Below are 14,497 nucleotides of genomic sequence, written 5' to 3' on the forward strand. Positions count from 1 at the left end.
TAGCTGAACTTTTCACGTATTTGAACGGCCCGCCTGAAGCTCGTCGAAGGTCGGGAACCTCGTCGCGATGTCGCTTCCGGTGAAGTTGCCGATCCAGCCGTCGTCGTCGTGGAAGAACCGGATGGACACGTAATCCGGCGTGGTCCCCATGTCGAACCAGTGCGTGGTGTTCGCCGGGACACTGAGCAGGTCGCCGGCTTCGCAGAACACGCCGTAGACCTTCGCGCCGATGTGCAGGTAGAAAACGCCTGCGCCACGGGCGAAGTAGCGGTCCTCGTCGTCGTCGTGGGTGTGCTCGGCGAGGAACTTGTTGCGGAACTCGACGGCCTTCGCGCGGTATTCGTCGGTGTCCGCCGGAGTCATCTCCATCGCGTCGACGTAGGTGTACCCCTCCGTCTCGCTGACGCGGCCGACTTCCTTTTCGTAGCTCTGCAACGCGTTCTCGGCGGTCACACCGTCCACAACGGACCAGCGGTGGAATCGCACGCCGTGTTCCTTGAGCTCGGTGGCGATCTCCACCGGGTCCTCCGTGCGAACCAGGACCTCGTCGGGGCCGGACTCCGGCCACACCGTCAGCAGCGTCATGAGTGCCTCCCCGTAAAGATGTCCCGTGTCTCCACCTTGAAGCGCAGCAACCACTCCAGGCATTCCAGCCGGTGCCTGGCCTGGATCAGGTCGTCGCCCCACACGTACACGCCGTGCCGGGCCACCACCAACGCCGGAACCTTGGGATCGAAGCCCTTTTCGAAGGCGTCGCCCAGTTCGAGCATGTCCTGCGAGTTCTTCACGACCGGGATCACGACCTCTTCGTGGTCGTACCGGCCGAAGCCCTTGAGCATTTCGAGGTCCTGGAGGACCACGCCGTCCGGCCAGTGCTCGGCCGCGACGACCGGCGCCAGCGCGTGGACGTGCACGACGGCTCCGGCGCCCGCGACCTTCGCGATCCGGCCGTGCAGACCGGCTTCGGCGGACGGGACCTTGTCGCTGTCGACCGCGCGGCCCTCGGAGTCGATCACCACGCTGTCCTGCGCGGTGATCTCACCCTTGTCGACGCCGCTGACCGTGACCGCGAGCCGGAGCGGATCCCGTTGCAGGACAACGGAGAGGTTGCCGCTCGTGCCGCGCATCCAGCCCATCGCGGCGTAGCGGGCGCACTCCCTGGCGAGCTCCGCCGTCACGAGAGCTCCCAGACCGTCGGGTGCGGCGTGAAGTCGGCGTTGCCGTACGGCTCACCGGCGCGCGCGACGCCGACCGTCTTCCAGCCCGCCTCCTGCGCGGCGTGCAGCTCGGCGGGAACGTCGCTGTAGAACGTGATGTCGTCGGACTTCAGGGTCTCCGCGATCTTGTGGTACGACGCGGCCTCGCGCTTCGGGCCGGCGTTGACCGTGTCGAAGTGGTGCTCCAGCAACGGGGTCAGGTCGCCGTCGGTGGTGTGCCGGAAGAACGCGATCTGTCCGGCGACCGAGCCGGACGAGAAGATCGCGAGCTTCACGCCGTCGTCGTGCCACTTGCGGATCGCCGGGACGACGTCCGGGAAGAACTCCGCGGTGAGATCGCCCTGCGCGTAGCCCTGCTGCCAGATCAGGCCCTGCAACGTCTTGAGCGGCGTGACCTTCTGGTCCGAGTCCATCCAGTCGTGCAGCGCCTTCACGACGTCGTCGTGTCCGCTGAGTTCCTTGATCTGCTTCACCGCGTCCGCGACCACCGGGTCGTCACCGTGCTCGTCGATCCACGGCCCGAGCCTCGGCCGGGCGTAGTCGTACAGCACGACCAGCACCTGGTCCGTCGCGCTCAGCGTGCCCTCGATGTCGAGGACGATCCACCTGGTCACCGCTGTGCTCCCTCGTAGTACTCGTCCAGCTCCCCGGTGCCGAACACCCCTCTGTCCGTCACCACGTCCGTGACGAACCTCGGCGGCGTCACGTCGAACGCCGGGTACAGCCCTTTCGCCCTGGGTGTCGCGCTCGGTCTGCCGAGCACCTGCAGCACCTCGGCCCCGTCGCGGTACTCGATCTCCACCTGATCCGTCGTCGGAGCAAGGAGGTCCGGCGCCTGCACCTGGGCGTGGAACGGTACGCCGAACGCGTGCGCCGCCACGGCCAGCCCCAGTGTGCCGACCTTGTTGACGACGTGCCCGTCCATGGTGACCCGATCGGCCGCCGTGACCAACGCGTCGATCTCGCCGCTCTGCAGCACGGCCGCGCCCATGCCGTCCGTGATCAGCGTGGTGTCGACGCCCATCTCGATCAACGTCTCGGCGGTGAGCCGTGCTCCCTGCAGGTAGGGCCTGGTCTCGGTGCAGAAGAACCTGAGCCGCTTGTGCTGCTTCTGCGCCGCCCTGACCGTTTCGGTGAGGTAGAGGTCGGCCCAGCAATGGGTGAGGACCGTGGCCTGGTCGGCCAGCAGGTTCGCCGTGTGCTCGCCGAGCGCCTGACTCTTGGCGCGGTACCTGGCGTCACCTTCCAGCGCGCCGTGCAAGGCGTTGCGGATGTCCTGCGCTTCGTCGACCGCGTCGAGGACGATCTTGGTGGCCTTGCGCAGGGCGTTGTTGGTGCGCCGGGTGCTTTCGAGGGTGCGGGCGGTCTCGGCCAACTGCGCGCGGGCGTCGGCGAACGGGAGGTGCTCCAGGGTTCTGGCCTTGAGCACCATGCCGTACAGGACCGCGAAGTACGGGCCGGAGGACTGGGTGATCATCTCCTCGATGGCCCGCGCGACGTCCCCGGCCGTCCGGCACAGCACCCAGTTCCGCTCGAACGGGAACGAGCGGCGATCGAGGATCAGCACGCCGTCGTCGGTGAGCCTCACCGAGTCGGCGAGCACCGGCTGCATCAGCTGTACCCGGTGTAGGCGGGGCGGGCGCCGGTCAGGAAGTGCTCACCGACCTCGCGGGCCTTGTAGACCACCGGGTCGTGCAGCGTGAGCGTGCGTGCGTTGCGCCAGAAGCGATCCACGGCGTACTTGGCCGCCGTGCCGCGTGCGCCGACCTGCTCGAAGATGCGGCTGGTGACCTCGTTGACGAGCTTGGTGCTGACGACCTTGGCCGCGGAGATCGCGACGGCGACCTCGGCGCGCTTGGCCTGGTTGAGGTGCCGGCCCAGTTCGGTCGCTTCGTGGAGCTGGCGCCCCGCCTCGTCCGCGAGCAGCCCGGCGGCCCTGGTCTGGGCGACCATCTCGCCGTACGCGGCGACGATGTACGGGTCGTCGGTGGCGGCATCGACCCCGCTGACGAACCACGGGCGGGTCTTCGTGCGGGTGTAGTCGGCGGCCTCCTGGAGGGCGCCTTCGGCGATGGCCACGTAGAGCTGGGCGAGCACGAGCTGGAAACCGATCGCGGCGAGGCTCAGCCGCGGGTCCTCGTTCGCCGGCTGCACCCCGAGGATCTCGGTCACCTCGACGTCCACGAACGCGACCCCGCCGGACGCGGTGAGGCGCTGCCCGATGTTGTCCCAGTCGTCCAGGTAGGTGATTCCCGGTGCCTTGCCGTCGAGCAGGAAAGTGAGCTTCTCTCCGTTGTCCGTGCGGGTCGCGCTGACCACGATGCGGTCGGCGACGCTCGCCCCGGTGGCGAAGGTCTTGCGGCCGTTGAGCACGAATCCGCCGTCGGCGGGCGTCAGTTCGAGCGCCGCGTCGAGCGGGTTGCTGACGCCGGCCCAGAACTGGTCTTGGCTTCGGCGAAACGGGACGTCGAACAGGTCGCTGCGCCAGACCTGCAGGTAGTGGTACCCGAGGAGGTGGCCGACGTTGGCGTCCGCGGCCCCGACGATCCTGGTGATCCTCTGCTGAGCCGCCCAGTCGTCGACGTTGAGCAGACCGCTCTGCCGGAGCAGTTCGACCTCCTTGGTGGGTGGCTGGTTGGCCCGGTCCCTGTCCGCCGCGTCGGACCTGAGCGTCGCCGCGACCTCGTGCGCGACGTCCAGCCAGTTCGTCATCCCTGCTCCTCTCGGTGGTACCAGCGCCAATTTACTTCGTAACACCACCGGGCTAACCAGGATGTGAGAGAGACCGTCCGCTGGCAGACTGCGCGCACCCCGCTGGGCGGGGGATACGACTCTAGGGAGCAATCGGTATGGCGCAGGGCACCGTTAAGTGGTTCAACGGCGAGAAGGGCTTCGGATTCATCGCGCAGGACGGCGGTGGACCGGACGTCTTCGTGCACTACTCGCAGATCACGGGCAACGGCTTCCGCTCGCTCGAGGAGCAGCAGCGCGTGGAGTTCGAGATCGGCCAGGGTCAGAAGGGGCCGCAGGCGCAGGCTGTCCGCGCCATCTGATTGAGCTCTTCTGGGCCCGCCCGGTGTGCCGGGCGGGCCTCTTTCGTGCCCGGACAGCGTTCGTGGAATCGGTGGCAACCGAGGGAGTCGAACCCTGCGCGGCTTGTGAAGGCGGCGCTCAAGACCGGCCCGAACCCTTCGGTTGGGCGACGGCTGCCTGGAGTTGTACTTGCTTAGAGGACTTCGACGATGTCTTGGATACCCACAGTGTTAAACGTCCAAACTGCCGAGGACGTTTCATGTTTCACTCAAGTGGGTGACTCTGGTCACCGTGCGATACCTCCCTGCCGTCGCAGCCCTGCTGCTACTTCCCCTGGTGCCCACCACCGCGAACGCGGCTCCCGCGGGCACGTACTACGTCACCAGTGTCCGGACCGGCCTCAACATCGCCCAGAGCGGCACTGGACTCGCCCTGCACCGCCCCAAAGGCAACGAGGACCACCAGCAGTGGAAGCTCCAGGACGGGAGGTTCGAGAACGTCGACTCGCCCGGTCAGTGCATCAGCAGGACGCTGGCCATGGCGCCGTGCTCACAGGGGGATACGTCCCACAACCCGATTCAGTTCGGTGATCAATGGGAGTTCTTCACGCTCGGCGGCGAGTCCCGCTGGTACCTGACGCCCGTCGGCAACCGGACCGAGCCGATGCCGGCGGATCCGCGGCTCGACCAGATGACGTTCCTGACCACCCACAACGCCTACGCGAACGGCGTGGACGGCGGGTTCGCGCCGCCGTTCATCAATCTCGCCAAGAACCAGACGCGCGGCATCGTGCAGCAGCTGAACGATGGCGTGCGGGGCTTCATGCTGGACATCCACCAGACCCCGGACGGCGCGATCCTGTGCCACAACAGCTGCACGCTGGTGAGCAAGCCGGTGGCGCTCAACGTCGACATCCAGCGGATCGTGGATTTTCTCCGCGGCAACCGGAGTGAGATCATCACGGTCTTCCTGGAGGACTACGTGTCCGCGGACGTGCTGCGCGCCGAACTGCGCAAGGTGCAGGGGCTCGGCGACCTGCTGTACCGGGCCGAAGGCGTCCAGCAGAACGGCTGGCCCACGCGCAGCCAGATGCAGGCGAGCAACAAGCGGTTGCTGATCTTCACCGACCACGGCAAAGACGGCCGCGAGGACTCCGGCGTGCTGTACCAAAAGGACTGGACGGTCGAGAACCACTGGTCGATGGGTTCGGGACTGGGCGCCTCCGACTGGTCGTGCTACAGCCGATGGGATGAAAAACCGCTGACCGCCACGGGAAGCTTCCAGCCGTTGTTCGTCATGAACCACTTCCGGGACGTGCCGTTCACCGGCACGGCGACGTCGGACAACGGCAAGCTCGCCAACCGGGCGCAGCAGTTCTGCCAGCCCGCGGCCAGGAAGAAGCCGAACTACCTCTCGGTCGACCTCTACCACCTGGGCAACACGCAGGCGACGGTCACGCTGCTGAACTCATACGTATATAGGCCGTAGCCCAAATTGTGGGAGTTGTACGCTCCGCGCATGGCCTCGATCCTGTTCACGCGCGGAGCGCCCTCTCTCGACATCATCGACCAGGAGGGTCTGCGCGAAGCGGCGCAACAGGCCTTCACGACCGACCCCGGCGGCACGTTCGCGTACGGCACGAGCGTGGGCTACGTGCCGTTGCGCGCGTGGCTCGCGGAGCAGCACGGTGTCGAGCCGGAGCAGGTGCTCGTCACCAACGGCTCGATGCAGGCGGACGCGTTCCTGTTCGAGCTGCTCGTCCAGCCGGGCGACGACGTGGTGGTCGAGGCGCCGACCTACGACCGCACGCTGCTGAACCTGCGCCAGCGCGGCGCCAAGATCCACGCCATCGAGCTGGAGACCGACGGCATCAACGTCGACTCGCTCGAGCAGCTGCTGGAGAGCGGCGTGCGCCCGTCGCTCGCGCACATCATCCCGAACTTCCACAACCCGGCCGGCTACACGCTGTCCGAGGCGAAGCGCGCGCGGCTGCTCGACCTCGCGGCGAAGTACGACTTCGTGCTGTTCGAGGACGACCCGTACATCAAGGTCCGCTTCGAGGGCGAGCCGCTGCCGACGATGCTGTCGCAGGACAAGGCCGACAAGGTCGTCTACGCGTCGTCGTTCTCGAAGACCATGGCGCCCGGCATCCGCTGCGGCTACCTGGTCGGCCCGAAGGCGATCATCAAGAAGGTCCAGGACATCGCGACCACCACGTACATCTCGCCGAACATGGTGGCGCAGTCGATCGTGAACTCGTACTGCCGCTCCGGCCGCCTCGACGAGTCGGTGGTCAACGTCCGCACCGCGCTGCGCGCCCGCAAGGACGCCCTCATCGCCGCGCTGCAGCGCGAGCTGCCGGAGGCCGTCTTCACCGCGCCGCAGGGTGGCTACTTCATGTGGGTCGAGCTGCCGGGCGTCTCGATCGAGAAGCTGTTCCCGGTCGCCAAGGAGCACGGCGTCGAGTTCGTGAAGGGCTCCGACTTCCTGCTGGAGGGCGGCGACAACGCCATCCGCCTCGCGTTCTCTGGCGTGACGCCGGAGCAGATCGACGAGGGCATCACCCGCCTCGCCGCGGCGGTCCGCGCGCTCTAGTCACGCACAACTGGGCTGTTACCGCCGGAATCCCCGGTGGTAACAGCCCTTTTGGCTACTTTGGGGCTCGTGGACCTTCCCGGACTGCTCACCGACCCCGCCACCCTCGCCGGCCTGAGCCACGACGAAGCCGAGTGGGCACCGACGGGCACGCCGATCGCCGCCTACCGCCCCCAGTCCACAGCGGACGTGCAACGCGCCGTCGAGGAGTGCGCGAAGCACGGCATCCCCATAGTGCCGAGAGGCGCGGGCACCGGACTGTCCGGCGGCGCGAACGCCGTGGACGGGTGCCTCGTGCTCGACCTCAGCCGGATGAACCGCGTCGTCGAGATCGACACGGACAACCTCCTCGCCGTCGTGCAGCCGGGCGTGGTCAACGACGACCTGAAGAAAGCCGTTGCGGCGCACGAGCTCTGGTATCCGCCGGACCCGGCCAGCTCGCCGTGGTCGACCATCGGCGGCAACGTCGCGACGAACGCGGGCGGGCTGTGCTGCCTCAAGTACGGCGTCACGCGCGACTACGTGCTCGGGCTCGAGGTCGTCATGGGCGGCCCCGTCGAGTACGGCACCGCGGTCAGGCTCGGCAGGCGGACGACCAAGGGCGTGGCGGGGTACGACCTGACCAGCCTGATGGTCGGCTCCGAAGGCACGCTCGGCGTCATCACCGAGATCACCCTGCGGCTCCGCCCGGCACCGAACGCGCAGAGCACGGTCGTCGGCGCTTTCCCCGATCTCGTCACCGCCGGGCACGCCGTGGCGCTCTGCACCAGACGCGGCCTGCAGCCCGCCGCGCTGGAGTTGATCGACCGCGCGTGCCTGCAGGCGGTCGAGGACTGGAAGCACCTCGGCATCGAGCCGGACACCGAGGCCATGCTGCTCGCCCGCGCCGAAACGCAGGCCGACGCGGAGGGGCTCGCCGCCGCCTTCACCGACGCGGGTGCGGCGTGGACCGAGCAGTCGACCGACTCGGCCGAGGCGGAGGCGCTGTTCGCCGCGCGCAGACTCACCTACCCCGCGCTGGAACGGCTCGGGCCGCTGCTCACCGAGGACGTGTGCGTGCCGCGGTCGAAGATCCCCGTGATGCTCGCTCGCATCGAGGAGATCGGCGCGCGGCACGGGGTGAAGATCGCCACGATCGCCCACGCCGGCGACGGCAACCTGCACCCGTTGCTGATCACTCCGCCCGGCGACGACCAGGCACGCGAGGCGGCTCAGGCCGCGTTCGAGGAGATCATCACGGCGGCGCTGGAGGTCGGTGGCACGGTCACCGGCGAGCACGGCGTCGGGTTGCTCAAGCGCGATGGCATGGAGCGCGAGCTCGGGCCTGAGGTGAGTGCGGTGCAGCAAGCCGTGAAGCAGGCGCTCGACCCGCTCGGCCTCTTCAACCCGACGAAGGTGGTCCGGCTGCCTGCGCACGCCTGAGCCACGCACCACACCTGCTGGACCCGAGCACGCCCGCGAGTTACTGTGTACACAAATGATTAGTACACCAAGTATTCCGGAGAACCCGCTCGAGCTCGAGCGGCAGGTCTGCTTCGCGCTGGCCGTGGCCAGCAGGACGGTGATCGCGGTCTACCGCCCGATCCTGGAACCGCTGGGCCTCACGCACCCCCAGTACCTGGTGATGCTGGCCCTGTGGGAGCGGTCTCCGCGCACCGTCAAGGACCTGAGCAACGTCCTGCAGCTCGACCCCGGCACGCTCAGCCCTCTGCTGAAGCGACTGGAGTCGATCGGCTACGTCGAGCGGCAGCGGGACAAGAACGACGAACGCGCGCTCGCCCTGACTCTGACAGGCAAAGGACAGGAACTCAGGACGGAAGCGCTGAAGATCCCCTTCAAGGTCGTGGAGCAGCTGGACATGACGTTCGAGGAGCTCGCGCAGCTGAACGAGGTGCTGCACAAGGTGATCGCGAAAGCCACGAGATGAACCCCGCGCTGAAGCTCTGGTACTACGCGGGTGGTCGGGTTCCAAACGAACACAGGCACTTCGTCTACAACGACGTGACGGGCCCGAAGTGGTTGGTGCGCTTCACGATCCGCAGTCTCGTGCAGGTCACGCCGCTGGTCACGATCATCGTGCTGGCGCTCGTGTTCGGACTCGGGTCGCCGTGGCCGCTCGCGATCGCGTGCGGAGCGCTCGGTTTCGTTGTAGGACTGTACTTCGCGTTGTCCTACGCGCCCGAAAGCGTGGATTACCGGCTCACCAAGTACGGGTACCCACGAGGATCGGCGACTCAGGGCCGCCGGGAGCGAAACGCCGCGCAGGACCGCGAACGACAAGCGCAGTACGAGGCGGTCTGGCGGCGAGCCGAAGGGTAGGACCAACCATGGCCTTGTTGAACGATCAATTGGAGTTCACGAGGCCGCAGATGCTGACCCTCACCGCCGGGCTGTTGCAGCTGGGGATCGCCTGGCTGGACGTCTTCAACCTGAGCGCGGACTACCACGTCATCCAGGTGGGCATCGGCGCGCTCGGGGTCGCGATGGCGTGGCGGCACGACCTGGCGCGCATGTACGGGTTGCTGCTCCTGCTCTTCTTCGGCGGGGTGGCCGTCGGGCTCAACGACGTCACGACCGAGGGGTTCCTGGAGGTCCGCACCGCGCTGATCGGACTGATCATCACCCTGGCCAGACCGGCGAAGGCAGATCAGAAGTAGCGCGCCCCACGGACCGCAACGGCGTCAGCGTCGCGCATCCCCGCGCCAGCAACGCGACCTCCGTGCCCTCCACCAGTTCCACGCCGGCGTCGAACGCCGACAACTTCAGCTCCAGCTCGTCGATCCGCTCCACCCGCACCTGGATCGGGCTGACGGCCGCGATGTCCGCCCACTCCAGCCCGTTCACGGCACCGTTGGGCACGTTCAGGTTCAGCACCGTGCTGGCCGGCATCTCCGCCAGCGTGGGCAGCACTACGGCCGCGACCTCGGTCGCCTTGTCCCACAACGGTGCGGCCCCGTTCCACTTGACGTCCAGCGACACCGCCAGCGCGGACACGCCTCGCACGCCCGCCGTCAGCGCGGCGCCGACCGTGCCGGAGTGCAGGATTCCGGTGCCGACGTTCGCGCCGAGGTTCACCCCGGACAGCACCACGTCCGGCCGCTCGCCGAAGCCTCCGTGGCACGCGAGGAACGAGATCAGGCCGGGATGCGCGGGCACGGCGAACCCCTCGAACCCGTCCAGCTCCCGCCGCTCCAGGCGGATCGGGCCGCGGCCCGCGGTGGAGGCCAGCGAGGTGCCGGTGCCGCTCGCCTCGGTCGACGGTGCGGCGATCAGCACCTCCCACCCCACCGCGACGGCGGCACGCGCCAGCGCTACCAGGCCGGGTGAGTCGATGCCGTCGTCGTTCGTGACCAGTGCCCGCATGACGCGCGTCCCCCTCAAAACGACGTGTGGGCCGCGGGAGATCCCGCGGCCCACACAATCAATCAGCAAACACCGTCATCCCGCCACACACCCCACTGACCGGTGGTGCCGGGCTCCTCGCCCTTCGTCCACCACTTCGCGGTCCACTTGTGGCCGTTGTGCGACACCACGTTGCCGTTGGTGTAGACGCTGTTGCGGTCCCACGCGGGCTGCGAGCACGGGCCGGGCGGCGGGCCGCCGGTGTCCCACGGGACCTGCGCGGACCGGTAGAAGTTGATGCCCATGGTGCTCCAGCGCGGTGCCTGGTTGCCCAGGCGCACCTTGAACTGGTCCCAGTTGTGCGTCGACCACTGCGACCAGCCGAGTTCGGCGTGCACGGCGAGCCGCGGGAACGCCATGAACTCGATGTCGCGCGAGGTGACGATCGTCTCGGTCCACAGTGGAGCCTCGACGCCGCGGACCGCGGACTCCGGCACCCCGCTCAGGTGTGTGCCGGGGTTCCAGTTGTAGGCGTCCTGCACCTCGACGAAGCCGGCCCACGACAGGCCGAGCGGCGTGCTGGAGTTGTACTTCATGTCCAGATACGCCTTGTTCGCGGGCGACATGATGACCTTGTTGCCGCGTGCCGCCGCTGCCTGCACCGTCGCGTTGGACGTCGTGGTGCCCCAGTACTGCGGGATGGCGGCGGTGTCGGTCGTGGTCTTCACGAACTCGTGCCAGCCGAGCACGGTCTTGCCGTACTTCTTCACGATCGGCAGCGCGCGGTTCATGAACGCCTGGTAGTCCGCGTCCGAGGTCGCGTTCGCCTCGTCACCGCCGATGTGGAAGTACGGGCCGGGCGTGAGCGCCGCGATCTCGCGCACCACGTCGTCGATGAACTGGTAGGTGATGTCCTTGTTCACGCACAGGGAGGAATAGCCGACCTCGATGTCCGTGCGCAGCGGCGGAGCCTGGTTGTTGCAGTTCAGCTCCGCGTACGAGGCCAGCGCCGAGTTCGTGTGGCCCGGCATGTCGATCTCGGGGATCACCGTGATCTTGCGCGCGGCCGCGTACTGCACGATCTCGCTGTACTGCGCCTTGGTGTAGTAGCCACCGGCGCCGCCGCCGACCTGCGTGCTGCCGCCGTACGTCGCGAGGCGCGGCCAGCTGTCGATCACGATCCGCCAGCCCTGGTCGTCCGACAGGTGCCAGTGGAAGTAGTTGATCTTGTAGAGCGCCATCTGGTCGATGTAGCGCTTCACCGCGGCGACCGGGTGGAAGTGGCGTGCCACGTCCAGCATCGCGCCGCGGTAGGAGAACCGCGGGTAGTCGGTGATCAGCGCGCCCGGCACGGTCCACGGACCGGCCTGCACGGACGTGCTCTCCACCTTGGCGGGCAGCAACTGCCGGAGCGTCTGCACGCCGGCGAACAAGCCCTCCGATGTGTTGGCTCGTACCGTGACGGCACCTGCGGCGACATCGAGCTGGTAGCCCTGTTGGCCGACCGTGCCGGGGGCACCGGACAGCAGCAAAGCGATGCCGTCCGTCGGCGTGCCGACCGCGTCGGACACCGGCAGGGCATATCCCGTCGAGGGCCGGAGCACTCCGGCCAGGAAGGTGCCGACGTCCCGCGCGGCAGGCGCGGTGTAGATCTTCGTGGCAGTTGTCAGGCTGTGCGTGACACCGCTCTTGGCCTGGACGGATACCGGAACAGGTACCAGGCTTTGCAGTGGCTCCGCGGCCTGCGACTGCGCGCTCACGGAGAGCGCTGCGGTCACGGTGATGACCACGGCGAGAGCGCGAGTTCTCACGACTCCTCCTCACGAGTCGGGGGCGGCGACCCTGTGCTCAGCCTGGTCAAGAATCCCTTTTGTCGTCAATGGTCTGAGCCAATTCCCTGATAAATCGCCGGACCTCCGATGTCTCGGCACGGCTCACGCGGGCAGGAACGCCGCTTTCCGCGAGGCTCGCCGCAGCGTCCGCAGCAGCACGGGACCCGTCACGACCACCAGCACGGCGGTGGTGACGGCGCGCCCGAGGTCCCAGCCGAGCGACGTGGCGAGCGTGAACGCCGCCAGCCGCACCAGGTTCGCGCCGGCCGAGGCGTTGGGGTCGAAGCTCACCGACGTGCCCTCGCCGACCGCGAACGGCCAGAACGACAGGTTCAGCAGGAACCCGAAGGCCAGCGAGCTGACCACGCCGTACGCGACGAGGAGCGCGATCTCCGCCTTGCCGCGCCACTGCGGGAGAAGACCGGCGCCGAGCGCCACCCAGGCCGCGCCGAGCATCTGGTACGGCAGCCACGGCCCGACACCGCCGGTCAGCAACGCCGAGGCGAACAACGTGGTGTTGCCCAGCACGAACCCGAAACCGGGCCCGAAGACCCTGCCGCTGAGCACCATCAGGAAGAAGATCGTCTCGATGCCGGCGGTGCCCGCGCCCAGCGGCCGGATCGCGGCACCGAGCGCCGACAGCACGCCGAGCATCGCGATCGCCTTGGAGTCCATGCCCTTCTCGCTCAGCTCGGCGAGCACGACCGCCAGCACGAGCGGGAGCAGCAGCGCGAACGTCCACGGCGCGTCGCCGCCGTGCGCGATGTCGCTGGACGGCGCGACGAACAACGGCCAGGTGAACGCGGCCAGCCCGATCACCCCGGAGACCACCAGGGCGATCGCGGACCGCCGCCCGATCGCGATCACTGTGCCGACTCCAGGGCCGCCTCGACTTCGGCCACGGTCAGCCAGGGCCCGAGGATCTTGCTGACCTGCGGCGCGAAGATCGGCGAGGACGTCACGACCTCGCGCGCCGGGCCGTCCGCGACGACCTCGCCCTCGGCCATCACGACAACCCTGGTCGCGTACTCCGCGACGAACTCGACGTCGTGCGTGGCCAGGACGACCGCGCTGCCCAGCTCCTTGAGGGTGCGCGCGAGCGCTTCCTTCGCCGGGTAGTCGAGGCCGCGCGTCGGTTCGTCGAGCAGCAGCACGTCCGGCGCCCCGGTCAGCATCACCGCGAGCACCAGCGCCAGCCGTTGCCCCTCCGACAGGTCGCGCGGATGCGTGTCCGGCGGCACGGAAGCCAGCCCGTCCAGCAGCTTCCGGCAGGTCCCGGCCGGTTGCCCGGACTCCGCGTCGGCCTGCGCGCACTCCTGCGCGACCGTCTCCAGGTACAGCAGGTCGGACGGCTGCTGCGGCACCAGCGCCACGGTCCTGCGCCGTTGTGCGGGCTTCACCGACGCCGGGTCCGTGCCGCGGACATCAACGGTGCCGGACGTGCGCCTGCCACTCCCCTGCACCGCCCACAGCAGGCTCGACTTGCCGGAACCGTTGCGCCCCATCAACGCCACCCGTTCACCGGCGCCGACCTGCAGCCCGACTCCGCGCACCGCCTGGACATCGCCGTACCTGACGACGACATCCCGCGCGGTGAGCACCGGCTCGGTGGGCGGAGCCGTCTCGGCCGCCGGTTCCGGCAGCCGGGAGCGCAGGGAGGCGGCGACGCGACGCGCGTCCCGCACCGACACCGGGACCGGCGACCACCCGGCCACCTGCGCGAGCCGCACCACGGGCGGCGCCACCGGTGCGGCGACCAGGATCTCGCCGACCTCGCCCGCCACGCCCTGCGGCAGCAGGAGTGCCCGGTCCGCGTACTGCGCGACCCGTTCGAGGCGGTGCTCGGCGATCACCACGGTCATCCCGAGGTCGTGCACAAGTCGTTGCACGGCAGCCAGAACGTCCTCGGCGGCACCGGGGTCCAGGGCCGAGGTCGGCTCGTCGAGCACGAGGACCCGCGGATGCGCCGTGAGCGCCGCGCCGATCGCCACCCGCTGCTGCTGACCGCCACTCAAAGTCGCAAGTGGACGGTCGCGGAACGGGGCGAGGCCGAGCAGGTCGAGGGTCTCCTCGACCCGCTTGCGCATCACGTCGCCCGGCAGGCCCAGGGACTCCATCGAGTACGCGAGCTCGTCCTCGACGTTGTCCGCGACGAAGCCGGCCACCGGGTCCTGCCCGACGAACCCGACCACGTCCGCCAGCTCGCGTGGCGGGAACAGCGCGGTGTCGCGCCCGTCCACCAGCACCCGGCCGGCCAGCGTGCCGCCGCTGAAGTGCGGGACGAGGCCGTTGATCGCGCGCAGGAACGTCGACTTGCCGGAGCCGGTGCGGCCGACGACCAGGCACAGCTCGCCTTCGGGGATCTCCAGCGAGATGCCCTCGAGAACAGGCTGCTCGGCGTAGGTGATCGTGACGTCCTCGAACCTGATCATGCTTCCCCCACGACGATCACCAGCGATGAAGCGCCACCAACACCCG

At 68.6% G+C, this 14,497-nt stretch carries 16 protein-coding genes; 7 read left to right on the top strand and 9 right to left on the bottom strand.

Features of this window, described 5'->3' with window-relative positions:
- Window positions 1-12: 12 nt before the first annotated feature.
- From ACIA8G_RS20410 to ACIA8G_RS20430, 5 genes are read right to left on the bottom strand one after another with little or no spacing between them, the layout of a single operon-like run.
- A complete protein-coding gene (locus tag ACIA8G_RS20410) occupies window positions 13-585 on the bottom strand; it encodes a 1,2-dihydroxy-3-keto-5-methylthiopentene dioxygenase (RefSeq protein WP_396420147.1) in 573 nt (190 codons plus the stop codon).
- Window positions 582-1,178, bottom strand: a complete 597-nt coding sequence (gene mtnB / locus ACIA8G_RS20415) for a methylthioribulose 1-phosphate dehydratase (RefSeq protein ID WP_396420148.1) — start codon at window positions 1,176-1,178, stop codon at window positions 582-584. The genes ACIA8G_RS20410 and mtnB overlap by 4 nt, the downstream gene beginning before the upstream one ends.
- Window positions 1,175-1,831 (bottom strand): acireductone synthase, encoded by a 657-nt coding sequence (gene mtnC / locus ACIA8G_RS20420; RefSeq protein WP_396420149.1) that lies wholly within the window; start codon window positions 1,829-1,831, stop codon window positions 1,175-1,177. Before mtnC ends, mtnB begins: the two co-directional genes overlap by 4 nt.
- Window positions 1,828-2,829 carry a s-methyl-5-thioribose-1-phosphate isomerase gene (locus ACIA8G_RS20425; protein WP_396420150.1) on the bottom strand — a complete coding sequence of 334 codons (1,002 nt, stop codon included), beginning with the start codon at window positions 2,827-2,829 and terminating at the stop codon, window positions 1,828-1,830. The genes mtnC and ACIA8G_RS20425 overlap by 4 nt, the downstream gene beginning before the upstream one ends.
- The gene (locus ACIA8G_RS20430; RefSeq protein WP_396420152.1) at window positions 2,829-3,929 is read right to left on the bottom strand and encodes an acyl-CoA dehydrogenase family protein; all 1,101 of its coding nucleotides are present in this window, start codon (window positions 3,927-3,929) and stop codon (window positions 2,829-2,831) included. Before ACIA8G_RS20430 ends, ACIA8G_RS20425 begins: the two co-directional genes overlap by 1 nt.
- Window positions 3,930-4,066: 137 nt before the next feature.
- On the opposite strand from ACIA8G_RS20430, the gene ACIA8G_RS20435 reads away from it, so the two are divergent.
- From ACIA8G_RS20435 to ACIA8G_RS20465, 7 genes are all read left to right on the top strand, one after another.
- A complete protein-coding gene (locus ACIA8G_RS20435; RefSeq protein ID WP_396420153.1) occupies window positions 4,067-4,270 on the top strand; it encodes a cold-shock protein in 204 nt (67 codons plus the stop codon).
- A gap of 271 nt (window positions 4,271-4,541) precedes the next feature.
- The gene (locus tag ACIA8G_RS20440; RefSeq protein WP_396420154.1) at window positions 4,542-5,738 is read left to right on the top strand and encodes a PI-PLC domain-containing protein; all 1,197 of its coding nucleotides are present in this window, start codon (window positions 4,542-4,544) and stop codon (window positions 5,736-5,738) included.
- Window positions 5,739-5,768: 30 nt separating this feature from the next.
- A complete protein-coding gene (locus tag ACIA8G_RS20445) occupies window positions 5,769-6,845 on the top strand; it encodes a PLP-dependent aminotransferase family protein (RefSeq protein WP_396420155.1) in 1,077 nt (358 codons plus the stop codon).
- A gap of 69 nt (window positions 6,846-6,914) precedes the next feature.
- The gene (locus ACIA8G_RS20450) at window positions 6,915-8,267 is read left to right on the top strand and encodes an FAD-binding oxidoreductase (protein WP_396420156.1); all 1,353 of its coding nucleotides are present in this window, start codon (window positions 6,915-6,917) and stop codon (window positions 8,265-8,267) included.
- A 55-nt stretch (window positions 8,268-8,322) separates the two neighbouring features.
- On the top strand, window positions 8,323-8,772 hold the full coding sequence (locus tag ACIA8G_RS20455; protein WP_396420157.1) for a MarR family winged helix-turn-helix transcriptional regulator: 450 nt from the start codon (window positions 8,323-8,325) through the stop codon (window positions 8,770-8,772).
- A complete protein-coding gene (locus ACIA8G_RS20460; RefSeq protein ID WP_396420159.1) occupies window positions 8,769-9,164 on the top strand; it encodes a DUF5313 family protein in 396 nt (131 codons plus the stop codon). Before ACIA8G_RS20455 ends, ACIA8G_RS20460 begins: the two co-directional genes overlap by 4 nt.
- Window positions 9,165-9,181: 17 nt before the next feature.
- Window positions 9,182-9,502, top strand: a complete 321-nt coding sequence (locus ACIA8G_RS20465) for a hypothetical protein (protein WP_396420160.1) — start codon at window positions 9,182-9,184, stop codon at window positions 9,500-9,502.
- Here ACIA8G_RS20465 and surE read toward each other — a convergent pair.
- The 4 genes from surE to ACIA8G_RS20485 all read right to left on the bottom strand — a co-directional run bounded on the left by surE (window position 9,465) and on the right by ACIA8G_RS20485 (window position 14,451).
- The gene (gene surE / locus ACIA8G_RS20470; RefSeq protein WP_396420161.1) at window positions 9,465-10,208 is read right to left on the bottom strand and encodes a 5'/3'-nucleotidase SurE; all 744 of its coding nucleotides are present in this window, start codon (window positions 10,206-10,208) and stop codon (window positions 9,465-9,467) included. The genes ACIA8G_RS20465 and surE overlap by 38 nt on opposite strands.
- Before the next feature lie 62 nt (window positions 10,209-10,270).
- Window positions 10,271-11,977, bottom strand: coding sequence for a family 20 glycosylhydrolase (locus tag ACIA8G_RS20475; protein WP_396420558.1), 1,707 nt, complete (start codon window positions 11,975-11,977; stop codon window positions 10,271-10,273).
- A gap of 144 nt (window positions 11,978-12,121) precedes the next feature.
- On the bottom strand, window positions 12,122-12,886 hold the full coding sequence (locus tag ACIA8G_RS20480) for an ECF transporter S component (protein ID WP_396420162.1): 765 nt from the start codon (window positions 12,884-12,886) through the stop codon (window positions 12,122-12,124).
- Complete coding sequence (locus tag ACIA8G_RS20485) at window positions 12,883-14,451, bottom strand: ABC transporter ATP-binding protein (protein WP_396420163.1); 1,569 nt, start codon at window positions 14,449-14,451, stop codon at window positions 12,883-12,885. The genes ACIA8G_RS20480 and ACIA8G_RS20485 overlap by 4 nt, the downstream gene beginning before the upstream one ends.
- Window positions 14,452-14,497: the final 46 nt, after the last annotated feature.

Source organism: Lentzea sp. NPDC051213, from assembly GCF_044455585.1.
Classification (GTDB): Bacteria; Actinomycetota; Actinomycetes; order Mycobacteriales; family Pseudonocardiaceae; genus Lentzea.